This window comes from Kitasatospora aureofaciens, assembly GCF_019192735.1.
Taxonomy (GTDB): domain Bacteria; phylum Actinomycetota; class Actinomycetes; order Streptomycetales; family Streptomycetaceae; genus Kitasatospora; species Kitasatospora aureofaciens_A.
In genome coordinates this window covers 11,951-37,396 of record NZ_JAHTKP010000067.1, presented here as the reverse complement: position 1 = coordinate 37,396, position 25,446 = coordinate 11,951, and the positions used below count along the sequence as shown (strand labels likewise).

24 protein-coding genes, 1 tRNA gene and 1 pseudogene are annotated in these 25,446 nt (G+C 70.6%); 8 read left to right on the top strand and 18 right to left on the bottom strand.

All coding sequences use genetic code 11. The features are described from left to right. Positions 1-191: 191 nt before the first annotated feature. On the bottom strand, positions 192-512 hold the full coding sequence (locus tag KV557_RS35520; RefSeq protein ID WP_218205716.1) for a hypothetical protein: 321 nt from the start codon (positions 510-512) through the stop codon (positions 192-194). Between the two features lie 153 nt (positions 513-665). On the opposite strand from KV557_RS35520, the gene KV557_RS35515 reads away from it, so the two are divergent. Continuing rightward, positions 666-1,955: a site-specific integrase gene (locus KV557_RS35515; RefSeq protein ID WP_256178430.1), complete on the top strand. Its 1,290-nt coding sequence runs from the start codon at positions 666-668 to the stop codon at positions 1,953-1,955. A 903-nt stretch (positions 1,956-2,858) separates the two neighbouring features. On the opposite strand, the gene KV557_RS35510 is transcribed toward KV557_RS35515, so the two are convergent. Then, positions 2,859-3,533 (bottom strand): helicase-associated domain-containing protein, encoded by a 675-nt coding sequence (locus tag KV557_RS35510; RefSeq protein ID WP_218205715.1) that lies wholly within the window; start codon positions 3,531-3,533, stop codon positions 2,859-2,861. A 175-nt stretch (positions 3,534-3,708) separates the two neighbouring features. On the opposite strand from KV557_RS35510, the gene KV557_RS35505 reads away from it, so the two are divergent. After that, on the top strand, positions 3,709-4,224 hold the full coding sequence (locus KV557_RS35505; protein ID WP_218205714.1) for a hypothetical protein: 516 nt from the start codon (positions 3,709-3,711) through the stop codon (positions 4,222-4,224). Here the strand turns inward: KV557_RS35505 and KV557_RS35500 are convergent. Both KV557_RS35500 and KV557_RS35495 read right to left on the bottom strand, forming a co-directional pair. Further along, on the bottom strand, positions 4,197-4,592 hold the full coding sequence (locus KV557_RS35500) for a hypothetical protein (RefSeq protein ID WP_218205713.1): 396 nt from the start codon (positions 4,590-4,592) through the stop codon (positions 4,197-4,199). The genes KV557_RS35505 and KV557_RS35500 overlap by 28 nt on opposite strands. Positions 4,593-5,108: 516 nt before the next feature. Further along, positions 5,109-5,807 carry a UPF0158 family protein gene (locus tag KV557_RS35495; protein WP_256178429.1) on the bottom strand — a complete coding sequence of 233 codons (699 nt, stop codon included), beginning with the start codon at positions 5,805-5,807 and terminating at the stop codon, positions 5,109-5,111. A 111-nt stretch (positions 5,808-5,918) separates the two neighbouring features. On the opposite strand from KV557_RS35495, the gene KV557_RS35490 reads away from it, so the two are divergent. Further along, on the top strand, positions 5,919-7,169 hold the full coding sequence (locus KV557_RS35490) for a DUF6880 family protein (RefSeq protein ID WP_218205712.1): 1,251 nt from the start codon (positions 5,919-5,921) through the stop codon (positions 7,167-7,169). 23 nt (positions 7,170-7,192) lie between these two features. Here the strand turns inward: KV557_RS35490 and KV557_RS35485 are convergent, their stop codons facing one another. From KV557_RS35485 to KV557_RS35475, 3 genes are all read right to left on the bottom strand, one after another. Further along, a complete protein-coding gene (locus tag KV557_RS35485) occupies positions 7,193-8,116 on the bottom strand; it encodes a hypothetical protein (protein ID WP_218205711.1) in 924 nt (307 codons plus the stop codon). A 231-nt stretch (positions 8,117-8,347) separates the two neighbouring features. Beyond that, positions 8,348-9,007 (bottom strand): hypothetical protein, encoded by a 660-nt coding sequence (locus KV557_RS35480; protein ID WP_218205710.1) that lies wholly within the window; start codon positions 9,005-9,007, stop codon positions 8,348-8,350. A gap of 49 nt (positions 9,008-9,056) precedes the next feature. Beyond that, on the bottom strand, positions 9,057-10,241 hold the full coding sequence (locus KV557_RS35475) for a competence protein CoiA family protein (protein ID WP_218205709.1): 1,185 nt from the start codon (positions 10,239-10,241) through the stop codon (positions 9,057-9,059). Between the two features lie 339 nt (positions 10,242-10,580). On the opposite strand from KV557_RS35475, the gene KV557_RS35470 reads away from it, so the two are divergent. The 3 genes from KV557_RS35470 to KV557_RS35460 all read left to right on the top strand — a co-directional run bounded on the left by KV557_RS35470 (position 10,581) and on the right by KV557_RS35460 (position 13,468). Beyond that, positions 10,581-10,967 carry a regulator gene (locus tag KV557_RS35470; RefSeq protein ID WP_218205708.1) on the top strand — a complete coding sequence of 129 codons (387 nt, stop codon included), beginning with the start codon at positions 10,581-10,583 and terminating at the stop codon, positions 10,965-10,967. A gap of 93 nt (positions 10,968-11,060) precedes the next feature. Next, a complete protein-coding gene (locus KV557_RS35465; RefSeq protein ID WP_218205707.1) occupies positions 11,061-11,519 on the top strand; it encodes a hypothetical protein in 459 nt (152 codons plus the stop codon). A 308-nt stretch (positions 11,520-11,827) separates the two neighbouring features. Beyond that, the gene (locus KV557_RS35460) at positions 11,828-13,468 is read left to right on the top strand and encodes an outer membrane protein assembly factor BamB family protein (RefSeq protein ID WP_218205706.1); all 1,641 of its coding nucleotides are present in this window, start codon (positions 11,828-11,830) and stop codon (positions 13,466-13,468) included. A 61-nt stretch (positions 13,469-13,529) separates the two neighbouring features. On the opposite strand, the gene pqqB is transcribed toward KV557_RS35460, so the two are convergent. The 8 genes and pseudogenes from pqqB to KV557_RS43480 form a co-directional block, all read right to left on the bottom strand. Beyond that, positions 13,530-14,402, bottom strand: a complete 873-nt coding sequence (pqqB, locus tag KV557_RS35455) for a pyrroloquinoline quinone biosynthesis protein PqqB (protein WP_218205705.1) — start codon at positions 14,400-14,402, stop codon at positions 13,530-13,532. Beyond that, on the bottom strand, positions 14,399-15,808 hold the full coding sequence (gene pqqE, locus KV557_RS35450; RefSeq protein ID WP_218205704.1) for a pyrroloquinoline quinone biosynthesis protein PqqE: 1,410 nt from the start codon (positions 15,806-15,808) through the stop codon (positions 14,399-14,401). Before pqqE ends, pqqB begins: the two co-directional genes overlap by 4 nt. After that, positions 15,805-16,491, bottom strand: coding sequence for a pyrroloquinoline-quinone synthase PqqC (pqqC, locus tag KV557_RS35445; RefSeq protein ID WP_218205703.1), 687 nt, complete (start codon positions 16,489-16,491; stop codon positions 15,805-15,807). The genes pqqE and pqqC overlap by 4 nt, the downstream gene beginning before the upstream one ends. Further along, positions 16,476-16,643, bottom strand: coding sequence for a pyrroloquinoline quinone precursor peptide PqqA (pqqA, locus tag KV557_RS35440; RefSeq protein WP_218205702.1), 168 nt, complete (start codon positions 16,641-16,643; stop codon positions 16,476-16,478). Before pqqA ends, pqqC begins: the two co-directional genes overlap by 16 nt. Before the next feature lie 246 nt (positions 16,644-16,889). Next, positions 16,890-16,960: transfer RNA gene (locus tag KV557_RS35435), tRNA-Cys, on the bottom strand. Between the two features lie 94 nt (positions 16,961-17,054). Continuing rightward, on the bottom strand, positions 17,055-17,906 hold the full coding sequence (locus KV557_RS35430; protein WP_308130233.1) for a type I-E CRISPR-associated protein Cas6/Cse3/CasE: 852 nt from the start codon (positions 17,904-17,906) through the stop codon (positions 17,055-17,057). Then, complete coding sequence (locus tag KV557_RS35425) at positions 17,903-18,547, bottom strand: type I-E CRISPR-associated protein Cas7/Cse4/CasC (protein ID WP_256178432.1); 645 nt, start codon at positions 18,545-18,547, stop codon at positions 17,903-17,905. Before KV557_RS35425 ends, KV557_RS35430 begins: the two co-directional genes overlap by 4 nt. Then, a pseudogene (locus tag KV557_RS43480) lies at positions 18,521-18,715 on the bottom strand (IS701 family transposase); the annotation flags it as partial. The gene KV557_RS35425 and the pseudogene KV557_RS43480, both read right to left, overlap by 27 nt. A gap of 456 nt (positions 18,716-19,171) precedes the next feature. Between KV557_RS43480 and KV557_RS35420 the strand changes: the two are divergent. Further along, positions 19,172-20,461: a tyrosine-type recombinase/integrase gene (locus tag KV557_RS35420; protein ID WP_256178428.1), complete on the top strand. Its 1,290-nt coding sequence runs from the start codon at positions 19,172-19,174 to the stop codon at positions 20,459-20,461. Between the two features lie 425 nt (positions 20,462-20,886). Further along, positions 20,887-21,480 (top strand): hypothetical protein, encoded by a 594-nt coding sequence (locus KV557_RS35415; RefSeq protein ID WP_218205701.1) that lies wholly within the window; start codon positions 20,887-20,889, stop codon positions 21,478-21,480. Positions 21,481-21,597: 117 nt separating this feature from the next. Here KV557_RS35415 and KV557_RS35410 read toward each other — a convergent pair whose 3' ends face one another. Genes KV557_RS35410 through KV557_RS35400 form a run of 3 tightly spaced genes read right to left on the bottom strand, consistent with a single transcriptional unit; the run spans position 21,598 to position 24,973 of the window. Then, positions 21,598-22,053: a hypothetical protein gene (locus KV557_RS35410; protein WP_218205700.1), complete on the bottom strand. Its 456-nt coding sequence runs from the start codon at positions 22,051-22,053 to the stop codon at positions 21,598-21,600. 23 nt (positions 22,054-22,076) lie between these two features. Then, positions 22,077-24,599, bottom strand: a complete 2,523-nt coding sequence (locus KV557_RS35405) for a hypothetical protein (protein WP_218205699.1) — start codon at positions 24,597-24,599, stop codon at positions 22,077-22,079. Then, the gene (locus KV557_RS35400) at positions 24,596-24,973 is read right to left on the bottom strand and encodes a DUF6507 family protein (RefSeq protein WP_218205698.1); all 378 of its coding nucleotides are present in this window, start codon (positions 24,971-24,973) and stop codon (positions 24,596-24,598) included. The genes KV557_RS35405 and KV557_RS35400 overlap by 4 nt, the downstream gene beginning before the upstream one ends. Positions 24,974-25,446: the final 473 nt, after the last annotated feature.

Below are 25,446 nucleotides of genomic sequence, written 5' to 3'. Positions count from 1 at the left end.
GGCCGCGCGGCGACGCCGGCGCCCGGTCCGGCGGCGGTGAGGAGCCGTCCTCGACACACGCGCGGCTTCGTGCGGCAGGACACCGCCGTCCAAGCCGTGCGCGGCGTCCTCCCCGGATTGGCGAGTGAGGTTCCCCCAAGGCCGGGAAGTTAGGGCTCGCAGAGCATTAACTTCCCGGCCTTGGGGGAACCTCAGGTGGGGTCCTCCGCCGAAGTCACGTACACCGGGCCAGTGCGCCACCAGCCGGGCCGCTTCACCAAGTGGTGCCCCTGCATCATGAAGTGCAGCGCGTTGAGCAGGCCCTTGCTGTACGCGAAGTCGTCGCCGGCCTCGGCCAGGCGCTGGATGTGGGTCGTCGCCTGCCGGTAGCCCTCGATCTCGACCGCGACGGTGTCGCTTGCCTCGATCGGGGTCTCGCCGACCGTGATGTCCTCGACATCCGACACGCTCGCCGCATAGCCCTCGATCGTGTTCGAGCCAGCGATGGCCCGCGCCGTGAGGTTGCGCCGCATCTGCCCCTCCCAGCGCCGAGGCGTGCGCAGGTGGGGCGCAGACGGCGCCGCATCTCCTCGATCTCCGCGAGGACGGCTTGATCGACTTCCTGCAGTGCAGGCAGAGCATGAGGCAATGACGGCATCAAGCAGTCAAGGTCGTGTGGAGTGACCATGACATATGAGCACGCCAATACCTTTCGCGAATTCTTCAGAACCAGCCCAGATGGCGGCGACCACCGGGGTCCGGCCCCGCCCGTCACCCGCCACCCTCGGCACCGCACCGCACACCTCGACCCGGCCACCGGCACCGACCCAAGGCTCCGGGCACCCGTCACAGTCAGCCCCGCCCAGACACACGCCTGGGCCACATTCCTGGCCGAGGCCGTCCACAACGGACTCGACCCGGCACTGGTCACCCAATGGCTGACCATCCTGGCCGACGCCACCGGCAGCCCCGTACTCCCCTCCCTGGCGTCGATGTCGCTGGCCGAGTACGTCGAGCTCCGCCTCCCGATCATCCTGGTGGGCCTTGAGACCACCACACACGTCCCCTACCTCGCCGGATGGCATCACCGGATCGAGCCCGACCTCGGACACCTCCCCGTCCGCCTGGTCACCACCGGCGCGATCGCCGGCACGATCAACAGCTGGATCGCCGACGGCTGCAGCCGCTCTACGATCAAGAACACCCTTGCCATGCTCTTCCGTATCCTCGAGCAAGCCGTCGTGGACGGCCTCATCGAACGCGCACCCGCCCACGTCACCGGCTGGCAGAGCGCGTACCAGCAGGAGGAGGACGAACTTCTGGACCCCCGGGCCCCCGCGCTGCGCGACTGGGACGCGCTCACCGAACTGGCCGACGCCCTGGTCGACGCCTCCTACAACCACTACCGCGGCTGGGGCGACGTCATCATCCACGGCGCCTGCACCGCCACCCGCATCGGCGAAGTCTCGGGAGTTCGAGCCCACGACATCGACACCGTCAACTGGCTCCTGACCTGCCGTCGGCAGACCACCCCCGCACCCGGCGGCCTCGTCGACAAACACACCAAGGGCAGGGTCGCCCGTTTCATCCCGATCATCGAACCGCTACGCCCGCAGATCATCCGCCGCCTCCGAGCCACCCGCGGCGACCCCGACGCCCGCCTCTACACCGGCCCCCGCGGCGGCCGCATCAGCACCGCCGTCCTACGCGACGCCACCCACTGGGACGACGTCACCCACGACCTCGGCTACGAACACCTGCGCCGCCACGACCTGCGCCACACCGGCCTGACCTGGATGGCCGACGCCGGAATCCCACTCCACATCCTCCAGCAGATCGCCGGCCACAAGGAAATCACCACCACCCAGCGCTACTTCCACCCGAACATCCGCGAACTCGCCAAAGCCGGCGAAGCCCTCACCCGCCACCTCGTCGAGCAACTCCGACTCAACGGGCAGATCCCCCGCCGCTGGTAGCAGCAGGCCATCGCAAGAACCACAAAGCCTCATCAGTTCCTCGCCGCGACCCACTTCCACCCGAGCGCAAACACACTGAGCACCCGCCCTCAAACACCTCACGGGGCGTCACCAGATCACCTGACATCACGCCAGAATCGACGGATCTCGCCCAACTTGCGTAACACACAAGGCAGTTGCAACACGGATTGTCGAAAATTGCAGATCGCGATCCGATATCGGTCACTGTCAGTAGCGAAATCTCGGCCCCAACTGGGCCATTTCATGCCAACTCCGCCCCAGCGACACGCCCCGAGGCGCCCCCGAGAACCCGTCAAATCTGACGGCTAGCCACACGCAGGGCCTCTGACCTGGGATTTCTCCACTGAGCCCAGGCAGTCACCCACTTGACCCCGCCCTGCGCCCGGTCAAGTGCGCCACGGGCAGCCACACTAACGATCCGAAGGGAAGTCACAGTGGAAACGGCCAATCACGCCACAAGGGCGAGTGAATTCCTTTGATTTCAAGGAAGCGCACTGGCGCTTCAGCGGGAAATGCCCGCTTTGCGATGTCCGAAAACCGCCAAAAGGCGGCCTGCTCTACACGAGCAAACCGCCTCCGACCTGCGACATTTCTGTCGGGACGACAGGATTTGAACCTGCGACCCCTTGACCCCCAGCGGTCGAAAGGGTGTCCGACTGGTGTTCACCAGTCCGAATCGTGCAGGTCAGGGCCCATCTCGTCCACCTCCCATGACGCCTGATCCCACCTCATGACACCCAGTCCGTGAGAGGCACGTGAGAGGCCGGTGAGCCGCAGTGAGCTTCCTCACTGCGGCTCACCCCCTTCCGGGTCGGGTTTCCCTTCATCGCCGGTGCGCTGATTCGGGGCTGTGCTTCGACGAGTGGCCCTGGCGTCCGGTGGTCATCGGGCGTCCAGCGGGTACCCCTGGGCGAGGGCAGCCCTGCGGAAGGCGGCGAGCCGGTCGGCGGGGACAGCGAAGTGGCGCTCCCCCAGCCTCGTCGCGACGGTACGCAGGCGCCGGTCCCCGGCCAGGAGGGCCGCTACGACAGGGTCCGCGCATTCGATCAGGTGGACCGGGCCGGTGTCGCGGACTTGGCTGAGGCGGCGAGCCGCATCATCCAGCAGCGTCGTGACGGTCTGCGGCAGCGGATGCCGGCTTGCCGACTCCAGGTAGCGGCGCAGCTCGGTGAGGTCGCGTCCGGCGTCGACGGCTCGGAGCAGGGAGCCGTGGGTGAGGCTCCAGACGCGGTCGCCGGTCTTGTCGGCGAAGGCGTTCAGGAGTAGCGCGTCGGCGGGGGCGAGTCCGTCGAGGGCGGCGATGTCGTGGTTGGGCAGAACGGTGATCTGGCCGAGCGGGGTTGCCGGCTGGGGCTTGGGGCTGGGGTTGTAGGTGGCCGCCTGGCCGGTGGCGTAGGCGCCGAGTGGGTTGAGGCGTATGGCGAGCAGGCCGTCGTAGCGGCTGAGTTGGTCGAGGTAGTCGCCGCCCCAGTTGTGCTGGTAGTCGGTGCGTGCCCCGGCGGGCGGGATGTAGTCGATGTCGATCAGGCCGAGGACGGCCGCGTATTCGAACAGCACGGCGAGCGTGTAGCGGCCCTGGAGCAGCGGCCAGTCGTGGTGGCCGTCGTAACCGAGGCTTCCGTACTGGGGGTCTTTCCAGGTACAGCTTCCACAGGGCGCGTTCGCTGCGGGTGATGACGGGGTCCTGACCGGCCCGGCGCATCTGCGCGAACAGGTCGTCCACGGTGATCCATTGGCCGGCGGTGCGGGTGGTCAGTGCCTGGCCGACGAGCTCGCGGCGCGGTCGGGCGGCGGTGAGGACGTTGGCGGCGCGCTGGCCTTTGATCTCCTCGATCCGGGAGAACTCGTCCAGCAGGGTGTTCTTCAGCCAGCGCCGCCACAGGGCGGCGATGGTCTCGTGTGCGGGCTTGGCGAGCGCGGTCCGGCCGCGCGGGGTCAGCGTGAGCCTGCCGGTAGCGATGGTCGCCAGGCCGCCGGCCTGGAGGAGCAGGGGCCAGGCGAAGGCGGCGATGGCCTCGTGCTGGTAGAAGTCGCCGTCGTCGAGGACTTCGGTGATCGCGGCGACGGCGGCCGCGCTGGGCCTGCGGGTCTTCTCGCTGCAGCGGAGCTTGCCCGTGGCGCACAGCTGAAGCACGGCGGCCAGGTTGGCCTGCGCCTCGTGTTCGGTGGCGCGGATCCGGCGCTCTTTCTCCTGCCGGTCATCGAGCTGGTGATCGATGCTCACAGCTGCCCCATCGCCACGGTGTAGTGGAAGCCGTCCGGGCCGCAGGACCGCTCAAGGGTGCGGACGATCTTCCGGGCGTCGTCGTGCGGGCCTGAGACGTAGAACGGCTTCCCCTCGCGGCCGAAGTCGATCGCTGGTTCGTCGCCCCACACAGGCCCGAGGTACGGGGCGGTGTCCGCGAAGCCGGGCGCGGGCGAGAAACCGAGGGAACGGGCGTACGCGACCGCGCCGTGCACGATCGTGCGAGCCTGCTCGAGCTCGATGCTCAGCGGCGGCTGGTCGAATGCCGAGTAGTACCGGCGCAGGTACGCGAGGAGCGAGCCTGCTCCGACGGCCTCCGGCTCGACGATGTCCTTGACGCCCAGCAGTGGACGTCCACCAGGAACCCGCACACCGTTACTCTGCTGGCCCGCTCCTGGCGGGCCACCAGTACCTGGGCGAAACCTGCCGTCTCCGGATTCTCGGCGGCATGCGGGTCGGCCTCCGCCCACGCGGGCGCGGCGGCCAGTCCCAGGCCGACGCTCCAGCCCGCGTTCACCCAGCACCCGATCACCGGCCGATCGGCCGGGGCCATCCCTTCGGTCTGGCACTCGGCCGCCTGTCGCAGCAGAGCACTCGCCTGCGCAGGGCGCAACCCCAGAGCCCTCGCAATCTGCTTCGGCCCGCTCCCCGCTGCCCGCAATTCCAAGACCCTGGCCAGGACATCGTCGCTCTCCATCACCCGGGCATTGTCCATTAACCCCGGACACCGGAGCGCCCACCCCTGGTCGTTCAACCCGAACGGCTGGCGCATGCCCCAAACCGCCTCCGCCGCCCTGGCGGTGACAGTACGCTGAGGCGTTCCAGGTCCGGCTTCCCGTCATGGGTCGCCCCGCTCGTCTCAACCAATCTGCTTCGTCCGGCCGCGGTCACTGGCGGGCCACCGGGCGGTAGCCGTTCCCGGCGAGCCAGGCCCGCGCCCGGCCGCGCTGCCGCTCCTCGGCGAACAGGTGGAACCGGCGCAGCTCTTCCTCACGGCGCGCCAGCACGTCCTTGAAGCGGCGGAACGCGCCACGGCCGGAGATCGCGATCTCCAGGCGATCCGCGAAATCGGCGTCGCCGACCGTCGCGATGAACAGCTCCATGTCCCGGTAGCCGCCCCGGGAACCCTCGCACCACACCGGCAGCCACCGCTCGGGGTCCTCGTCGTCGTCCTCCGACTGCTCGCCGGGGTCAGCCTGCTGGGGCCAGCAGTCACCGGTGGTCAGGTCGATCCGGCCACCGCCGAAGACCGGGTCGCCTTCCAGCAGCCCGGACAACTCCTCCAGATCCACCGGCAGTGGCCTGAGCTGTGGCACCGGGCCGCGCCCCAGGGCAGCCTCGGCCTGCCGAGCCAGCTCCGCATCACCCTCCCAGTCGCGCTCACCGAGCCGGGCAATGCACTGGAGGGCCAGTTCCGCAGCCCCCGGAACCCCCGCGATCACCGCGTCGCCGACGGCATCCCCGACCTGCTGCAGAACCTCGGCCACCGGCTGCCCGGACAGCAGCGCGACCAGCGCCGTCCCGTCGCCTGCGTGCCGCGCCGCGCGCAGCCGCCGCAGACTTTCCTCGCTCCACGTACCCGTCATGGAGAGCACGGTAGCGGCGCACTCGCTCCGGCGGACGCCAGGTCCGCGTTCAGGGAACGGGCGCATCCGCCATCTGCTCTCGGATATGCGCGACGTGGTGGGATGGGGCGCATGGGCACGAACACGGTCTCCCCGGACGAGCTCGCCGCGCTGGTGGGCAGGTTGCGGTGGGACAAGCGCCGCCATCCCTACCACGGGCGAGGCGAGTACCAGGCAACCGCCCACCAGGTACTGGAGACGGCGACCGCGCTGGTCGACGCCGGGCGGGCCGGCACGGTCGTGCGGACGCTGCGTACCGCCGTGGACCGGGTCACCCGCGCGCTGATGTACCTCGACGACTCCTCCGGCATCGTCGGCGACGCGCTCCAAGGACTCACCGACCTCTACGCCCGCGCGCTGGAGCAGGCCCCGCCCGCCAACCCCAAGACGCTCGCGTCATGGCTGGTCGCGGCGCAGTTCGACGGCCCCGGCTGGCCCCGTATCCACCTGCGAGCGTTCGCGCCCGCCCTTGGCGAGCGGGGCATTGCCGAGATCACCGCCCAGGTCCAGGCGCGTGCTGCCACCGCCGCTCCGGACTCGTGGAGCGCCCAGTTCGCCGTCCGCGACTTCCGCGAGCAGCTCGCCGAGCTCACCGGCAACGTCGACCACTACATCGCGGTCCTCGCCGAGGACCTGAAGAGCCCGGAGCAGTACCGCAAGATCGCACGCGCCCTGCTCGACGCCGACCGCCCGAGCGAGGCCATCGACTGGGCCGGGCGCGGACTGGCCCACCACCCCGGCAACCCCTACAGCGACAGGCTCCGCGACCTGCTCGTCGACCTCCTCATCGATGAGGGCCAGGTTGCCGCCGCGCTCGAGGTGCGCGTCACCGAGTTCAACCGTCACCCCGTCGCCGCCACCTTCCGTGCCCTGGCTGCCACGTGCGACCGCGTCGGTGACACCACGCCGCTCGCAGCAGTCTTGGAGGCACTGCGCGCCCGGGCCACCGAGAACCCGCTCCGGCTGCGTGAACTCGTCCAGGCTCTGGACAGCGTGGGCCTGGACGAGGAGGCATGGTCCACCGCCGCCGCACACCCCGGCGATGTCGGGGCCCACCTGCTCCACTCCCTCGTCGAACGGCGCGAAGCGGCACACCCCGCCGAGGTGCTCGGCCCCTACCGCTTCCTGGTCCAGGCCCAGCTCGCCGACACCGGCCAGTACCGCTACGACCGCGCCGTCAGACTGCTCCGCCGCCTGCGCTCCGCACACACTGCAGCAGGCGACGCCGAGGGCTTCATCCGCTACCTCACCGAACTCCGCACCGAGCACAAGCGCAAGACCACTTTCATCGCCAAGCTCGACAAAGCCGGACTGGCCCCCTGACGTCGGTAGCCGGGCGAGTCCGGCTACCAGCCGCGCAGTTCCTTCCACCTCCGCTCGAACGCCTCCAGACCGTCGCGGCCGAGTAGGTGCCGGTACTGACCGGTCGGGTACAGGCACGAATCCGTTTCGCAGACGGTGGCCAGCCTCGCGAGGCGCTCGGCGAGCTCCGCTGGGTCGATCCGAAGTCGCTCGCACAGGCCGACGTGCACGGCGGCGATGGCCGAGCCGATCTCGCGCGATTCCTTGTCGTAGGTGCGCCAGTCCTGGCTCAGCACCCCGGCGAGGTAGTCCCAGCGCTCCGCGGTGTACTCGACCGCGTCCAGCAGCTCCACCGACGGCGGGCGCAGCGCCAGCGCCTGGAGTTCGGTCACCACGGCGCGGCCTGCGGTGGCGACATCGTGGAGGTCGTACTCGTAGCGACCGTCCGGGATCGCCCGCGCCTCGTCGACCAGCGCACGCAGCGGCTCCAGATCCTCGACGCGCGGCGCACCGAGGCGGCCGGTGACCACCTCGAGATCGACGGCGAGCATGCGGTCACGCAGGGCATGACGGGCGATCAGAGCGACGAGCTCTTCCGCGTCGAGAGTCCTGGCAAGCGTACGGAAGCGCCGCTCCGCGGGATCCACGGTCCGCGCGTCAGGGCGGGACTCGGGCAACGCGTTCCAGGTGAACCCTGCGCGTACGGCAGCCAGGGCCGCCGCGATGGTATGTGGGCACAGCACGGTAGGACGGCTGTCGGGGCAGTCGCACTCACCCGTCAGGGCGCGACCCACGGCGCCGACCCAGACCTGCCAGGTCTGGGTGCCGTCGACGACATCGGCGTTGGCTCCGCCGAAGCCGGGCTCCAAGTTGCGTACAGCGCCGGCGGTCAACAGCTTCTCGCCGCCGCTGTACGCCTTCGCAGACGCAGCAGCTCGGACGGTGTCGGTAGCGATGCTCACGGCCATGCCCATCATCCAATCCTGCCCGGCCGATCGCTGGGCATCGGGTCCACGAACGGGTGAGCCCCGCTTCGCCCGTGCCACGGCTGTGCCGAACCGGCGTACCTGGAATCGCCACCAGCGGAAACGGCCTACGCTCTGTGGCTGTGCAAGTCGAGACGACAAGATTTGAACCTGCAACCCCTTGACTCCCAGCGCGCGCCACTTCGCGGCGGATTACTCATCCGGCCAATTTCCCTACGCTGTGGGGTAGCCGATCTCGGCGATGTCCTCAGCAAGGTCCGCGAGGATCAGCTCGGCGTTGAGGGCACGGACCACGTCATCGGTGAGCGGCCGCAGAGCACAGATATGCCGGACGATATCCAGGTCCACAGGTACCTCGTAGTAGTCGACGGCGAAGCGAGCGTACGCCTCCGGAGATCGGTCGGCGAGGAGCCGGAACAACCAGCCGGCCCCGTCTGGGTCGACATGGCCCTCCGGGAACTCGATCTCCCCCGTCTGCCAACTCTCATCAGTCGTCCTACGCCACAGGCAGACCGTCACCGTCGGAACGCCGTCGTCGTTGAACGCGGGCTCCTCGACGCACGACCGGAACTCCTCGGGAACAGAGTCCACCACGCCCGGCCACACTCCGTCCTCGGTGTAGGGGCTCATCGGCGACTCGTGGTCGAAGCCCCGGACGTACACACCAGCCGGAGCGAAGACGATCGAGTACTCATCCCCCGAACCGTTGCGCATCGACGCCAACTCCTCCGTCAGCGACCACCGCGCGTCGAAGGAGTAGTAGCGCGCAGACCAATCGGGACTGAGGATCGCATCCAGCATCGCCAAAGCCCGGCAGTGGTCCCGCAAGGTATCGGGATCGGGCAAAGAACGGGCGACATCGTTGACGGTCATGCCGACCATCCAAGCGGACCCCAGTGACAACCCGCATGGTCGCTGCGGGTCAGTATCGAATCCCCGGTCGGTGGGAGTCGCAGAACCAGCCGCCGGGGTACAGGCGCGCACCCGGCACGCCGCATGGGGTCCTGCCTGCGGAGCAGTAGCCGGCCCGCACCGGTCTGATCACCGGTGCCGCCGAAACCGGCACGCTCACGGTTACGGCTGCGCAGTACGCCACGCCGGTGTCCTTCGGCGGCATGGGTTCGAAGTCGGGCCCGCGCCGGTCTTCCCGCACCCGGATGCACTCCACGTCGCGCAGACCCGCCGAAGACTTGCGCTGGCGCGGGACCGCCAGCTTCGTCTCCGTGTCGACCAGTGCCCCGCCGTTCGAGACGAAGACCTTCCGGTCCTTCTCCGGTGCCCAGAAGCGGAGCAGGCCGCCGGCTGTGGTCTTGAGGGTGATCGGGACGTAGACGCCGCCGGCGATGCGGCGGACCATGTCGTCGATCTGCGGTACCTGGATGTCCCAGGTCGGGTGCCATTGGTAGCAGCGGCCGATCTTCTTGACCGGGCACGGAAGCGGATTGGTGTGGTCGCACTTCTTCAGATTGAGAGTGCGTACGCCGCCTCGGACGAGCAGGTCGCGGTCCTCGCGGATGGCTCTGGCCGGAAGGTTGTCGGTGCGCGCCCAGTGGACCTGGTCGATGAGGGGGGCTTTGGGGTCGACGGTGTGCCACACGGCTGTGATGCCGTCTTCCTTGGCGATCCTGTCTCGGTGACGAACAGCCTGGGGGGTGATGTAGGACAGTTGGGGTTCGAAGCCGAATAGTCGGCCGTCAGCGCCGGTGACGAGAACGTCGGTGCGGCGCCGACCATCGGCTGCGCGGGCTTCGATCTCGACGCCGTGGCCGTCGCTTTCCGCGGCCCGGGCGTATCGCTCCTTGTACGCCTTGTGCTCGTCGCTTTCCGGCTCGTCGTGTGCGCGGCGGTTCGGGTTGTAGTGGGAGGCGATGCGGCGGCCCTGGCGGAGGGACAGGTACATCCATTCCGGCTGGCTGGGGCGGGCGTCGAGGCAGGTGGGACAGAGCAGGCCGCGCTCAGGGACTGGCCGTTTGTCGGCGTAGAGCTTCTCCCAGAGTCGGGGTATCTCGGGGACGCCGAGGTCTTCTCGGTCGAGGTCGAGCAGGCGCTTGAGAGTGGTGCTCAAGACCGGGTTTCGTTTGGGGAGTTCACCGTCGTAATCGTTCATGGCGTCTCATCTCTGCCATCAACCACGAGTGGGAGCTTCCAGTGTGCACCCGGGGAACGACAACCAGGTTCGGGTGCAGGGATCCAGTCCGCCGAGGAGCATCAACTGACCGACATTCCGCCGTTGTTCCCGTGTCGGGACGCGGTCAGGTAGGGCTTGTTCGTGCCACGCGATCTGCGCCGCAACGGCTCGGCGAACCGTACGAGTTGGCGAGGCGGCCACGAGCGGGCCCACTGCCCCCGCGGCCGTGCACCGGTTATCGTCGGGCCGGGGCGGCACCGGCGCGACGCTTTCGGCCTCAGCCGAAAGCCCGGGCGCCGCGGGGAGGGGCTGCACGGGGTGATCCGCATCCACTTCACGGCCGAGGACCTGCTCGGCACCCGGTTCGCGGACGGGCCGGCGCCGCTGATGGAGCTCGAACTGGCCGTCGCGATGCTCCAACGGCCCGACGTGGACCGGGCGTTCGCCCGCCGACACCGCCTGCTCGGCACCCCGGCCGCGCGGGCCGCCGCACCGCTGAGCGAGCTGGTCCCGCCGACCGGCGCGGGCCCGTTCTTCCTCGACCCGCTCACCGCCGACCTGGAGCACGGCCTGGAGGCCGTACGCTCCTCCACCAACACGCTCGTGCGCAGCGAACTCGCCCGCATCCACCGCAACGGACTGCCCGTCACCCCGCTGATGCGGGCCCTGGCGGACGAGGACCGGCAAGCGTGGCAGTACTTGTAGAACAGCCTGCGCACCTGCCACGCGGCGCTGATCGACACGGACTGGCCCCGGCTGCGCACCGGCTTCGACACCGATCTCGCCTGGCGCTGGCAGGTGCAGCGCGAGCAGGGGCTGCGCGGGATGCTGGCGGGCCTCCACCCGGGCAGCCGGTGGCGCGAGAGCACGCTGGAGATCCCGGTCGCCCGGGAGGCGGAGTACCGCCCGGAGGGCGGCGGCGTCCTGCTGCTGCCCTCCGCGCAGTGGACCGGGGAGCCGCTGTGCGGCCCGATGCCGGACGGATCGCTGCTGCTGCTCTACCCGGCGCTCACCCCGCTGCCCTACCTGCCGGAGGACACGCCCGCCCCGGGGGCGGACCCGGACGAGCCGGTGGCGGCCCTGCTCGGCCGCACCCGCTCGGCCGGCCCCGGGCCGCTGACGGCCGGGCGGTCGGCGGCGGCGACGAGGCGTACCCCGTCAGGATCGGCGGCACCGGCCGGCTCGCCGACGGCACCGAGATCGCGCGCGTCACGCACGAGTTCGGCGACGGTCCGGACGGCCTGCGCATCCGCCTGACGATCCGGTTCCCCGCACACGCCCCCGAGCACGTCTTCACCGGCCACCAGTGGCACTTCGCCTGCGAGTTCCTCAACTGGCTGGAGGCCGCGCACGCCGCCCGCTGACGCCGGCCCGACGGCGCGGCGGCGGGCCGGCCACGAGCGCGTCCCGCCGCCGCACCCTCCACCGCCCCTCCACTGCTCTCCTCGTATGAAGCCGCCGCCGCGTCGTCCCGCAGATGCGCGCCGAACCGACCGGAAGTCATCACGATTGGCCCTCGGCCGGACCTCGACGTCCACGACACTCCGGAGACCAGGGCGGATCACATGACGCGACTCAGTTCACCCACCCACCGGCAACGCAGGCGGGAGAGGAGGGCACGGGCGCTGCTGCGGCTGAAGCCGGGGGCCGCGCTGGCGGCGGGCCTGCTGCTGTTCGGTTTCGCGACCCCGGCGCAGGCCGTCGACCCGACCGTCTCGAACAACAACAAGCGCACCGGGTGGGACGCGAGCGAGCCGAACCTCTCCCCCGCCCAGGTCTCCTCCTCCGCTTTCGGGCAGCGCTGGTCCACCCCGGTGAACGGCGCGGTGCTGGCCCAGCCGCTGGTCACCGGCTCCAACGTGATCGCCGCGACCGAGAACAACTATGTCCACGGCATCGACCCCGCCACCGGGAAGACCAACTGGACCCGCCAACTCGGCCGCGCCTGGCCCACCTCCACCGTCCACTGCAACGACCCCGCCGCGTACACCGGGATCACCGCCACGCCGGTGTACGACCCCGCGTCCAACACCGTCTACACCCTCGCCAAGGTCAACGACGGCCCGGACGCCCAGCACCCCCACTGGTACCTGCACGCGCTCAGCGCCTCCACCGGCGCCGAGCGCACGGGCTGGCCGGTGACCATCCAGGGCACGCCGACCAACAGCCCCGGCCACCCGTTCAACCCCATGACCGCCAACGGGCGCCCCGGCCTGCTGCTGATGAACGGCTCCGTGTACGCGGCCTTCGCCTCCTACTGCGACACCGAGCCGTACGTCGGCCAGGTCGCCGGCGTCAACATCGGCACCCGCAAGGTCACCCTGTGGTCCACAGAGGCCGGCTCCGACACCATGGAGGGCGGCATCTGGCAGAGCGGCGGCGGGCTGGTCTCGGACGGAGCGGGCCGGATCTTCGTCGCCACCGGCAACGGCGCCGGCACGGGCGCCTCGCCGAGCCGGGGCCCCGGCAACCGGCCCCCCGCACACCTCGGCGAGTCGGTGATCCGCCTCGGGGTGAACACCGACGGCAGCCTCAGCGCCCGGGACTTCTTCAGCCCCGCCAACAACCGGACCCTGGACACCAACGACACCGACCTCGGCTCCGGCGGGCCGATGGCCCTGCCGTCCGGCTTCGGGACCGCCGCGCACCCGCACCTGCTGGTCCAGGTCGGCAAGGACGGCCGGGTCTTCCTGCTGGACCGGGACAACCTCGGCGGCATGGGCCAGGGCCCGAACGGCACCGACAACCCCGTCAGCATGGCCGGCCCCTTCGAGGGCGTCTGGGGCCACCCGGCCGTCTTCGGCGGTGGCGGCGGCTACGTCTACACCGTCGCCACCGACACCGGCAACGGCCGCTCCCCGCTGCGCGCGCTCAAGTACGGCGTGAACGGCAGCGGCGTCCCGGTCCTGACCAGCGTCGCGACCAGCAACGAGGGCTTCGGCTACGGCTCCGGCTCCCCCGTGGTCACCTCCAACGGGACGGGCCCCTCCTCCGCGCTGGTCTGGGCGGTCTGGTCCGGCTCCGGCGCGGGCGGCGTCGGCGGCGAGCTGCGGGTCTACGACGCGGTGCCCGTCAACGGCGTCATGCACCTGCGCCGCTCCTTCCCGATCGGCACGGCGGCCAAGTTCGTGGTGCCCGCGACGGACGGCGGCCGGGTCTTCGTCGGGACCAGGGACGGCCACGTCGTGGGCTTCGGCAGCAGCTGACGCCCCCTCCGGTGTGCCCCCGACCTTCTCGCCGGTCGGGGGCACACCCGTGGTGTGGTCGTCACAGTTCGATCAGCAGGCCGTCCCGGGCGACCCCGGCTCCCGCCGCCGCCACCTCGGGCGGGGTCCGCCGGGCGAGCGGGTTGGTGTTGTTCAGGTGGGTGTACAGGTAGCGGGGGCCGGGCCGGCCGGCGAGGTGGGGCAGCGAGTCCCGGACGGCGAGGTGGCCCATGCCCGGTGAGCGGCGGGCGCCGCCCGTACGGTCGGCGAGTTCCCCGGCGGTGGCGAAGGTGCCGTCGAGCAGGACCAGGTCCGCCCCGGCCACCGCGCGGTCCATGGCCGGCGTCCAGTCGGCCAGCCCGGGGGCGTACACGGCGCAGGCCTCGCCGCCGTCCTCGGTGAAGCGGTAGCCCGTCACCCAGTGTGCGTGGTCCGGCAGGTCGGCGGCGTACCGGGGGCGCTTGCCGCCGAGCGCGAAGGCCTCCACGCGCAGGCCGCCGTCCAGCTCCACGGGCTTGCCCGGGGTGGCGGTGTGCCAGTCGGCCCCGGTGTAGGCGGCGAGCAGCGGGCCCACCGGGAAGGCGTGGTGGAGCGCGTGGCGCACCGGGGCGGTGGCGTGCACGGTCAGGCCGGACGCCTCGCGCAGGGTCAACAGGCCGAGGGTGTGGTCGAGTTCGGCGCTGGTGAGCAGGACGCCGCGCAGCGGGGTGTCCCGGGTGCCGGGAGCGGGGGCGAGTTCGGGGGCAGCGAGCAGCTGGGTCCGCAGGTCGGGCGAGGCGTTGACCAGGTACCAGGCGCGGCCGTCGCCGCTGACGGCCAGGCAGTCCTGACTGCGGGAACGGCCTTCGCGCCGGGCGGCGGTGCACTCGGTGCAGCCGCAGTTCCACTGCGGCAGGCCCCCGCCGGCGGCCGTCCCGAGAAGCCGGATCTTCAACGGGACTCCCCGGTAGCGGACTTCATCCGCCGGGGCGCCGGCCCTGCTGCCCCCGCCGGCCCGGCCGCGACGGGGGCGGTGACCAGGTGGTGGTCCGGCGAGAGGCGGCAGGCCGGATCGGTCACGGCGGGGTCGCCGGTGAACTGGTACGCCTGGCAGCGGCAGCCGCCGTGGTCCAGCTCGCGCAGCGCACAGCTGCGGCAGGGCTCCGGCATCCAGTCGGTGCCCCGGAAGCGGTTGAACGCGGGCGAGTCGTGCCAGCTCGCCGCCAGCCCGTCGGCGACGGCGTTGGGCACCGCCGGCCCGGGCAGCTGCGCGGCGGCGAGGCAGGGCAGGACGTCGCCGTTGGGGGCCACCGCCAGCTGCTCGCGGCCCCAGCCGTTCATGCAGGGCTTGACGGTGCCGCCGTGGAGGTCGGCGGCCACGTGCACGATCTCGATCTGCCCGCCGTGGCGTTCCCGGGCGGCGGCGACGTCCCGTACGGCCTGCTCGACCTGCTCCTCGGTGGGGACGAGGTGGGCGCGGTTGCGCCAGGCCCAGCCGTAGTACTGGACGTGGGCCAGCTCGACCCGGTCCGCGCCCAGTTCGACCGCCCGGTCGGCGAGGGCGCCGAGCCGGGCCAGGTTGCCGCGGTGCAGGACGGCGTTGACGGTCAGCGGCAGGCCCGCGGCGGTGAACTGCCGGGCGGCGGCGAGCTTGCGGTCGTGGGCGGCGATCCCGGCGACGGCGTCGGCGCGGCGCGGGTCGGTGTCCTGGAGGGAGAGCTGCACGTGGTCGAGGCCGGCTGCGGCGAGTTCCTCGGCGCGCCCGGCGGCCAGCGGGAGGCCACTGGTGACCAGGTTGGTGTAGAGGCCCAACTCCCGTGCGTGTCCGACGAGTTGCGGGAGATCGGGGCGAAGCAGCGGCTCGCCGCCGGTCAGGTGGAGCTGGAGCACGCCGAGCCCGCGGGCCTCGTCGAGGACGCGCAGCCACTGCCCGGTGTCCAGCTCCGCGCGGTAGCGGGACAGGTCGACCGGGTTGGCGCAGTAGGTGCACTGGAGCGGGCAGCGGTAGGTGAGTTCGGCGATCAGCCCGAGCGGGACGGGCGCGCGGACGGGCCCGCCGGGCGGGGCGGCGGCCGTGGCGGGCACGGCGGGAGCGCCCGTCCCGTCGAGGGTGAGCAGCCGCCGTTCGGCGAGGTCCGTGAGCAGGGCGTCCACCTGCGCGCCGTCCACGCCGTCGTACTCCTCGGCGAGCGCGGCGGTGACGGACCGTACGTCGCGGCGCCCGTCGCAGTGCCGCAGCACGGCGGCGGCAGTGTCGTTGAGCAGCAGCACGCCCTCGGGGTGGAGCAGCGCGGAGCGCCCGCGCGCCGGATCGTGCACCAGCCGGACGCCGGGGCGCAGCCCGGGGGCGGCGCCGCTCACCGCTGCGGCCCGTAGTCGACGGCGTCCAGCATGGCCCGCAGCACCTCGCACTTGAAGGCCAGCGCGTCGACGGCGGCCTGCTGCTGGGCCTCGGTGACGCAGTGGTCCAGGACGAGTTCCAGCGTGCGGGCGCTGCCCTCGCGGGCGACGGGGATGCGGTGCTCGAAGTAGGCGTACCCGGCCGGGGCGATCCAGCCGTAGTGCGCGCGCCAGGCGGTGACCCGCTCGGCCATGTGGTCGGGCGAGAACATCTCGGTGAGCGCCGCGGCCACGCCCTCGGTCCACGCCCGGGTCTGGCAGAAGTGCAGGTACCCGTCGACGGCGAAGCGCACCCCGCGGGCGACGTGCCGCTCGTCGAGCACCTCCTCGCGCGACAGGCCCACGGCCTCGGCGAGCACCAGCCAGTCCGCCAACCCGCCTTCGGCGCCGGTGCCGTCCTGGTAGGCCAGCCGCCCCGCCCAGGCCCGACGGACCTGCGGCAGCGGGCAGTTGGCGATGATCGCGGCGTTCTTGCGGGTCAGGCAGAGCTGGTAGTACCACCGGTTGGCGACCCAGCGCCGCAGCTCCGGTGGCGTGCAGCCACCGGAGTGCAGGCGCAGGTGGAACGGGTGGGTGTCCCAGTACCGTCCGCGCAGCTCGTACAGCCTGGCCGCGAACTGCTCACGGCTCAGCGGTCGCGCCATGTCGAGGCCCGTCCGGCGTACGCGGTGACCTCGGCACCCGTGCGGTGGCACTCCACCGCGGGCGCGGACCAGGCGGGCCTGGCACCCGCCGGAGCAGCGGCCTGCGTGGTGCCGGCTCCCGACGGCGGTGACGGAGTACGGGCGGCATCCATGGTGCCTCCTCGGTTGGGTTTCCCGGCCGCGGAACCTGGCCGGCGAGGGCACAACGACCCTCTGCCCGGACACTACGAGCCCCCGCACCCACCCGCCGGTCGAGAAACCCGCCACGCCCCTGCCGCCCGTACCTCGACGAAGCCCCCTCAGGCCCTCCCAGCCCGCTGATCCACCCGCCGATCCACCGGCCGGACCCCCGCCCGCGCCTCCCGCGCGGCACTCACCCGCTCGGGTGAGAAGAGAAGAGGTGGAGATAGGATTCGAACCCATGTAAACGGCCCTGCAAGCCGCTGCCTCACCGCTCGGCCACTCCACCGTGGCGACACGGAGGACACTACGCAGCCGCGCCGCACCCCCACCGACGCCACGCGTACACGTCACCCGAACAGCCCTGGCCGGACAGGTCCTGGTCAGCGCACGAGGATCAGGCCGCAGCTGTAGGCGCGGGCGTGGCCGACACCGTGGGCGAGGGCGGCCGTGAGGGCCTGCGGGTCGGTGACGGTCAGGGTGCCCCGGAGTTCGGCCCGGCTGATGAGCAGGCCCCGGTGGGGGCCCTGGCTGGAGACCTTCGGCAGGATGCGCAGCGCCAGCCGCTCGACGTCCGCGTCGGCGCCGAGCCGGACCACGCCGCCCGGGGCCACGGGAGGCTCGCCGGCCGGCTGGAGGCGGCGGGCGAACCACGCCTTCACGTGCTCCGGGCGGGTGTGCGGCACCCGTACGCCCCGGGCGCTGCGGCCTCCGGGCGCCGGCGGACCGGCCGGACGGCTGCTGACCGGGTTGACGACCGTACGGAAGTCGAGCCGGTCCCCGACGCGGAAGGTGCGGTCCACCACCAGGCTGTGCGGCGGCTCGACCAGCGCCGCCCGGGGCAGGCCGCTCCAGTCGCCGGGGACGGCGGACTGCACGACCAGGCAGAGGCGGGCGCTGCTCAGGTCCACCGTCCAGCTGGACAGCACCTTCATCCGGGCGCGGGCATCCCGGACGCCGTCGTCGACCCAGCCGCGGAAGCCGCTCATCACCGTCCGGTGCATGTCCTGGGCGTCGATCAGCGACCTGGCGGTGAAGGGGTGCCGGGCGTCCAGCGTGATCAGGGTGTGGGTGGCGACGAACCTGCCGAGCGCCGCCGCGCACAGGCCGATCACCCCGGACTTGGTGGGCCGGGTGTGGGTGTCGCGCTGCGCGAACCGGCCCTTGATGCCCCAGGACTGCAGCGGCCCGGCCAGCCTCACGAGCAGGACGGGCGGCGATGCCTCCCCGGTCACGGTGTCAGGCCCTCGATCGAGTCCACGACCTCCACGTCCCCCGCGAGTTCCGTCAGCAGGAGGTCCTCGATCTCCGGCGCGTACGTGAGGACCCGCGCGGACCGCAGGTCGGCGCGGCGCCTGCTCACGAAGTGGTGGTGGCGCATCAGCCGGCGCACCGCCGCCTGCCCGGCCGGGCCCTCGCCGCCGCTGGACTCGGGGTTCTCGTCCACGGGGTTCTGGAAGGCGGCGGCGTAGTTGTACGGGCGCTCGCACTCGAAGGCCAGCACCAGGGCCGGAGGCGAACCGGTGGAGGCGGTGGGGTTCTTCTTCGCCTCCGGGAACGCCTCGACGAAGGCGTTGACGAACTCCGCCTCGGCGGCCGTCGCGGCCTCCTCCGCCTCCTGCGGCTCCATCCCGGCCTGCCGGAGGTTGACGCGCAGCTGGCGGCGGTCCAGGACGGCGTGCCGGTAGAACGTCCCGGAGATCAGCGACTGGTAGCCGGTCATGCCCGCGCCCGAGTCGTCGGCCGTGTCGAGGAAGCTGAGGGCGTTGCGCTTGCGGTCGAGCTTCGCGTCGTCGCCGGATCTCTGCCACGGTGAGGTCCACCAAGGCGCGGGAACCGTTTCTGCAGCCCCCTTTGATGCCGCGGCGGCCGCCATCGCGGCCAGGAAGGCGTGGGCGAGCATGGCCAGGGTGATGTGCCGCATCCAGCCGATGTAGCGACGCACCTCGTACTGGTCCAGACCACACTCGTTCTTCGCGGCCTGGAAGCACTCCTCGATCGCCCAGCGCATTCCGGCGATCTGAACCAACTTCTCAGTGGCCGTTGGGGGTTGCCGCCATCGCAACGACCGCTTTCGTACCGCCGGTCCAGCTACTGAACTTCAAAGCGTCATATCAGAGTTACTGACAGTTCAAGATCCCTGCGGTATGACGTGGTCATGCGGTACGCGCCTGAGGGTGGGTCGTACCCCAGCAGGACAGGCGGCCCTGGAACGCGTGAGGGAGAGATCACGACCGGGTGCGACACCCACGGATCAGCTGCCCGTCCTGCACCGCCGGCCACCGCAACTCCCCGAGCGACCGGCGCGGAAATGCGAGTGTCTACGAGTGCAGGCGCGGCAGACAGGCGCACTTGTCGCCACGACAAGGGATCGCCGCAGGTCAGGGCACCATTCCGCCCGCTTGTGGGTACGGAGTGAGCGCAGGGGTTCACCGCCTGCTGACGCCCGCCAGGAGACCATGAGCATGGCTGTTCACACGACCCGCTGGAAGTGATCACCATGCGCTCCGCAGCCCACGCCGGGCACGTCTACCGTCGGTGCGGCTGCCGCGACCAGGGTGGCAAGCAGCTCGGAGCCCACTGCCCCGAGCTCGCCACCGACCCCGATCACGGCACCTGGACCTTCTCCCTCGACCTCCCCTCCCCCGACCACCGGCGCAACAACATCCGCCGCAGCGGCTATCCCACCGCCGAAGCCGCCCGCGCAGGACTGCGCCGGATGGTCGAGGGCCAGGCCGCCGGCTTCAACGCCGACCCTAACCAGACCCTCGCCGACTACCTCACGACCTGGCTCAAGGACAAGCAACTCACCCTCAAGCCCACCACCTACGTCCGCTACCGCGACTACGTCACCAACGACCTCGTCCCCGCCCTCGGCACGATCAGGCTCGACGACCTCGGCCACTCCCACATCGCCGCCTTCACCCACACGCAACTCACCGCCGGACGCGGCAAGGTCACCGTCCACCGCTGCCTGGCCACGCTCTCCAGCGCTCTCGGCGACGCCGTCCGCCACCGCCGGCTCCCCTACAACCCGGCCCGCCCCACCGTGATCCCGAGGCCCGCGGCGGCCGAACGGCAGATCTGGACTGTCCAGGACGCCATCCGGTTCCTGGACTCCTGCCGCGCCGCCGACCCGGCCTTCGCCGACCTCATCGAGGTCCTCATCGGCACCGGCATCCGCAAAGGCGAAGCCCTCGCCCTGCACTGGAACGACGTCCACCTGCCCGAGCGCGTCCTCTACATTCGCTACGCGCTCTCCGCCATCGACAACAACCGCCTGATCCTCACCTCACCGAAGACCCGCTCCAGCAAGGACTGGGTCGCCATCTCGCCGCGCGTCGCCATCGCGCTGCGTCACCGCTCCGAGGACAAGGACCCGTCGCTCTCCCACGCGGACCACGGCGGCTTCGTGTTCCACCACCCCGACGGACGCCCCCTCCACCCCGCCTACGTCCTCAACCACTTCCACGACCTCTGCCGCGAGTTCGGCGTTCCCCGCACCACCGTCCATGACCTTCGCCACCTCGCAGCCACCATTTCCATCACCGCCGGCGTCCCGCTCACCGTCGTCTCCAAGACCCTGCGGCACGCCACCCTGTCCACCACCGCGAACATCTACGGCCACCTCACCACCCAGGCCGCCCGCGACGCCGTCGACACCATCGACCGTGCGCTCACCTCAGCCGGCCCCATCGAGCTCCCAGGCCCGCGCACACCCGGGGATCACACCATCAGAGTCCGCAATCAAGGGGTCGTCACCAGAACCCCGCTACGGAAAGCAAGTTGAGACATCGCGCCCCTGACGTGGTCAGCTCGGGCGAAATCCCGCCCTCACAATGCACTCACAAGACCCGGAAAACACGTCAAGGCCGCTCCCACCTCACGGTGAAAACGGCCTCCGACCTGCGTAAACGCTGGTCGGGACGACAGGATTTGAACCTGCGACCCCTTGACCCCCAGCGAAAGGGTGTGACGGTCCATCCACTCAGTCCAGAAGTCGCAGGTCAGGGCCTGTCGAGTCCAGGCCGTGTGAGGCCTCATGACACCTCATGACGCTCAATCCGTGAGAGGCGCGTGAGAGGTAGCGAGCGAGAGGAAGTTCGAGTGTGATCTGCCCCACACCCCGCTGGTGGCGACGATCGACCTCCGTGAGAGTGCCTCATACCGCTTCCCGCCCCAACGCGGACACCCTACGAACTCACCCACACACTCGTGCTCGACGCCGCAGGCCTGCTCGACACCGGCCCGGCCCGCGCACTGCCCGACCACCGCTCCGGCGACGACGCGGTGGAGATCCTCACCGCGGCCGGATGGAAGGAGCGCACCTCGTACGGACGCGTTTCGATGAGTTCACCCATCGGCAGCACCCACATCAGCCGCGAGCCCTCCCTTCCTGAGCGCCCGCTCTTCTTCCTGATGAACAACACCAGCTCCGAGCACATGTGGGAGATCCACCTCTCGCCCTGGGCACCAGCTCCGCTCGTCCGCCGGACCGCCGAGCAGCTGGCGACCGGCACTGCGCTTCGCCACCCAGCCGAGATCCCTGCCCACCACCGCGCGCGCGTCACCACCGAGTCTGCCCCCAGCACCGTGCCGGCACTGCTGTCGAACAGGTCCCCTGCCTCCGGCCGCCTCGTAGCCGCCCGGGGCCGCTCGACCGACTACTCGCCCGACAGCGCCCGCCAATCGACGTCCGCCCCCGTCAGCCGAGGCCCACAGCACCCGGCGCCGGGCTACGTTGCACCACCCACCCCGGGGGCTCGCCGCCCACGTAGCCAGTGCTCCACCGCGCTCACTCTCTGGTAGCCCTGAGCATGCCGTGTACAACCTGGAGGTGCCGTTGCCCGACGCCGTCCCGGGGGTCCACCGGTCGTCGACGTCGCCCCCCGCTACCTGGCTGGCGGCCATGGCGGCGTGGATGCGTTATGCATCGTCTTCGACCTGCGCCGCCAAACGCAGAGTGAGTTCTGCACTAGCCAGCATCCGGGGAATCTCGATCGGGAGATTGGAGAATTCCGTCCGCACTACATCGGCAGGGTCGATACGGCGGGTCACCCCGTCCCGCCCCGTCGCCTCGATCACATAGCGGTATCCGCGGGGCACGCTGGGGTCGTCTGCCACCTTCCACTGCGCTCCGTGCTTCTGAATCAGGTAATCGGCGACGTAGGACATCAGATCGCTGTGAAGGGTGATCCAGTCCGACTGCTCGAATTCATTCAGCGGAGCACGTGAGACATAGGCCTGGAGGGCGGGAATGAGACTCATCGGGTCGCGGGTGTAAATCTCGGGTGCTACCCCGAGCATGTCAGCGACGTCAACGATGTTCCGGCGCCCCTCCTCGATCCATCCCTGGAGATCCGGTTCGCTTGCTCTGGTCACGCCTTGAGCCTTCCGTTGGCCTTCTACTTCTTGGGGGCGGGCCCGTACTCGACGAAGATAACGCGAGCCTGGGTGAGATAGTTCCTAAGGGCCTGCGATGGGGGGGCGTGCAGGAAGACCCAGCGCGGATCGAATTTCGGATCCGCGCGGCGCAGCGCCAGATCCTTGTTGATCTGTTGCTTGATCCCATCGCTGAGCGGGACTTCCCCCTTCACGGTGCGCGTGGAACCGTCCTTGAGCGTGACCGTTCGCCACTCCAGATAGTGCTTGACCTCCACAGCCAGTGTGCGGCCGTTCGGCATGTGAACCGGGACGTCGACGTGGCGCCCACCCGGCGTCTCCACAGGGTGGTAGGGGTGGTCATTTTTCGGCACGGGATAGTGCTGCTCGGGTGCCCCGCCCGCCATCTCTCGAAGGTAGTCCTCAGCGCCCTTGTACCGAGCCCGCCCATGGCGCATGGCCCGCATCTCGCGCAGAGTGCGCTGCGCCGTGCCGGGCATGAGCTCGCGGCGCGGCTGTCCTGTGTCGTGGTGCGAGTTGGGGTCGTGATCGGCCGGAGCTGGTTCGGCTGCCGGGTGGGCAGCGTCGTCTGCGCCGTGGGCCGCGTCGTCCAGCCCACCTGCGTCGTTGCCGTGGGCCCCGTCTCCGCCATGGGCGCCTGTCGAGTGACCGCCTGTGCCGTGACCGTGGCCACCGGAAGGCGTGTGCGAACCGCCACCACCGCTTGGCGTGTGGGACCCGCCGCCACCCGACGGCGTGTGTGAACCCGCGCCGCTGCCCGAGCCGTTGCTGGTCGGGCTGTCCGCAGCGTGGCCACCCGTGGACGGCGTGTTGTGCGTACCGCCACCCCCGCCGGCCGGGTGGGAACCGTCGCCCGGGTGCATCGAGGTTGGGTGGGATCCGCCGCCCGGGTGTGCCGAGGCGGTCGGGTGGCTCGCCGCGTTCTCGACGTGGCTGGGACCGCCCGCGCCGGGGCTGTTGGGAACGTGGCCGCCGGGGGTGTGTTCCGGGGCGTGGACGGGGTCGGATGGGTGGGAGCCGAGGCGGATGGCGTTGTCGCCGCTGCGGACTCCAACTCCGACAGGTTCGCGGGTGTTGGCCTGGGCCGGATGGTGGTCCTTGCCGGGGAGGCTGGCGCCTTCCTTCGGCGCCTGGTCACCGTGCTGGAGGAGGTTGCCGTCGGTGTCGTAGACGTTGCCGTCGTGGTCCAGGAATCTGGTCTTGCCTCCTATCTCCAGTTTGACGGTGCCGGGCGGGAGTTCGACGGTGCCCTTGGGGAGCTTGATGGTGTTGTCGGCGGTCCTGATGGCGCCTTCGGGTATCGCGGTGCCGGGCGGGAGCTTGATCTCCCCACCGGGGAGTTTGACCGCTCCTTCGGGCAGGGCGAGCGCGCCGTCGATGTGGATCTCGGGAATCTTGACGTTGTCGATGCCCTTGAGGGCGGACAGCACGTCGCCGGCCTTGGTGATCCCGAAGCCGACGCCCTTGAAGACGTAGGTCATGGGGTCGATGACCTTGCCGACCTTGCCGGCGACCGACAGCACCTTGCCGACCGCGCCGGCCTTGCCCGCGCCCGACGCCGCTGCGCCGCCGCCGGTCATGGCGGTCAGCACGTTGAAGGTGACCGCACCGCCCGCGCGGCTCGGGTTCGTCTTCCACTGGTCCCAGGCGACCAGAGCCTTGCCGGTCTCCTTCATCGCGGTGCGGGAATCCCGCAGCCACGAGGGCAGTTTGTCCTCCGGCATCAGCCAGTACGCCTCGCCGACCACGGGTACGGCGGTGATGACGAGGCCGGTCGCCAGTTTGGCGAGCCCCGTCCAGGACTGCTTGAAGGCGTCCCAGCCGTCGACGCCCACCAGAGTGCCGAGGCCCTTGATGGTGCCCCAGACGCCGTCGATGATGACGCCCTTGCCGAACTCGATCGCCTGGTCCGGCAGGTCCCACCAGGGGATGTCCCGCTCGACGGCCTCCCCCCACGGCAGGGACTTCGACTCCTTCAACGCCTTCGCGTCGTAGCCGTACATGTCGTCGGCGTCGGAGCCGTCGTTGACCCGCAGCGGCTTGCCGCCGACCAGGGCGACGATCTTGGCGTAGGCGGTGCGCTCGACCTCCTGGAACTGCGTCCACACCTCGGCGATCTCGTCGCGTCGGCGGTTGTTCTCGTGGACCTTGCCCTCGTCCTGGCGCCAGTCGTGGTCGCCGTCGGCCTTCGACTTGAACGCCTCCGCCTGGATCTTGAGGTCGTGCATCCGCACCACCAGCGGATGCGAGTCCCGGCTGTAGGCGCCCAGAGCGCCGGCGATGGTGCACACGTCGGAGCTGAGCTTCGTGCCGAGGTCGTCGACCGGTTTGGTGGTCGCGAAAAGCTGCTCGGCCTCGGGCGCGTGGTAATAGGACTTCAGCCCGCCGAAGCTCGTGTGGACGCTCCCGGCGGCCGCGGCGATCGCCGCCCCTGCCGTCGAGATCGACTTCACCCTGTTGTCCAGTGCGAACAGATCGCCGGTGAAGACCGGGACCTCGGCAGGGTTGACCGGATCGTCGCTCACTTCGCGCCCTCCGGCCGGATGCCCCGCGTCTGAAGGTTCGCGCCCCTCGCCGCGCCCTGCGCAATCCTCCCCGCCGTCAGATCACTCGCGAGGTATGCGTTCGTTGCCTTCACCGTGTCGGCCGGAAACGGCTCGACCCGCTCCGCCATCGACCCCAACTCGGCGTGACGGCCCTCCGGATACGGCGCCAGCGCCGCCGCGACCGGCCCCAGAGCGTGGTGCGACAACAGAGGAGCAACCGCCGACACCCGGCCCCGGCTCTCGACCCGTCTCTGCAGTCCCGGCACCGCAGACCCCGCCGTTTGCATGACCCCGATCAGTCCGTCCGACGCCTTCTTCAACTGCCCTTGCCCACCCTGCGGCTGGACCACCACGTCGCCCCCCTGCATCCACTACCCCGGCCGGCCGAAATCGCCGAGCACAGCCCCGCACACACCGCGCACCGCAACAGGAACCGTGACAGCAGCAGCGTCCCAGCCCCCCTGCCACGCCCCCGCGCGCCAGCTCTCTTCGCCCCAACCCGAACAATATTCGACACCGAACGATAACCAAGGCGTCACTCCGGGTCGCCATCGACTCACTGTTCCTGGCACGACGAGCCCCGTCCTGCCTCACGAACGGCCCCTCCTACAGACCGGACAAGCGCCCCCAAGACCCCGACCTCCGCTATCGAGTAGACGCGGTCAACACACCCGGGGTCGGCTCAATTTCTATGAGCCGACCCCGGGTCAATTCCGCGAGCGCCCACACGGCCGGACCACTTTGCGATCACCGGCATGCTGGCCACCAAGCACGGCTGGAAGCGGACCCAGGAGCACAACAATCTACGAACGGCCCACGCCCCTAC

What these genes read in the sequence shown, in the direction of transcription:
- KV557_RS35460 (WP_218205706.1), top strand. Translation starts at nt 11,828, where the DNA reads ATGACGCGACTCAGTTCACCCACCCACCGGCAACGCAGGCGGGAGAGG.
- KV557_RS35520 (WP_218205716.1), bottom strand. Translation starts at nt 512, where the DNA reads ATGCGGCGCAACCTCACGGCGCGGGCCATCGCTGGCTCGAACACGATC.
- pqqA (WP_218205702.1), bottom strand. Translation starts at nt 16,643, where the DNA reads ATGGATGCCGCCCGTACTCCGTCACCGCCGTCGGGAGCCGGCACCACG.
- KV557_RS35485 (WP_218205711.1), bottom strand. Translation starts at nt 8,116, where the DNA reads ATGGCCGTGAGCATCGCTACCGACACCGTCCGAGCTGCTGCGTCTGCG.
- KV557_RS35515 (WP_256178430.1), top strand. Translation starts at nt 666, where the DNA reads ATGACATATGAGCACGCCAATACCTTTCGCGAATTCTTCAGAACCAGC.
- KV557_RS35420 (WP_256178428.1), top strand. Translation starts at nt 19,172, where the DNA reads ATGCGCTCCGCAGCCCACGCCGGGCACGTCTACCGTCGGTGCGGCTGC.
- KV557_RS35480 (WP_218205710.1), bottom strand. Translation starts at nt 9,007, where the DNA reads ATGACCGTCAACGATGTCGCCCGTTCTTTGCCCGATCCCGATACCTTG.
- KV557_RS35425 (WP_256178432.1), bottom strand. Translation starts at nt 18,547, where the DNA reads ATGGCGGCCGCCGCGGCATCAAAGGGGGCTGCAGAAACGGTTCCCGCG.
- KV557_RS35490 (WP_218205712.1), top strand. Translation starts at nt 5,919, where the DNA reads ATGGGCACGAACACGGTCTCCCCGGACGAGCTCGCCGCGCTGGTGGGC.
- KV557_RS35495 (WP_256178429.1), bottom strand. Translation starts at nt 5,807, where the DNA reads ATGACGGGTACGTGGAGCGAGGAAAGTCTGCGGCGGCTGCGCGCGGCG.
- KV557_RS35475 (WP_218205709.1), bottom strand. Translation starts at nt 10,241, where the DNA reads ATGAACGATTACGACGGTGAACTCCCCAAACGAAACCCGGTCTTGAGC.
- pqqC (WP_218205703.1), bottom strand. Translation starts at nt 16,491, where the DNA reads ATGGCGCGACCGCTGAGCCGTGAGCAGTTCGCGGCCAGGCTGTACGAG.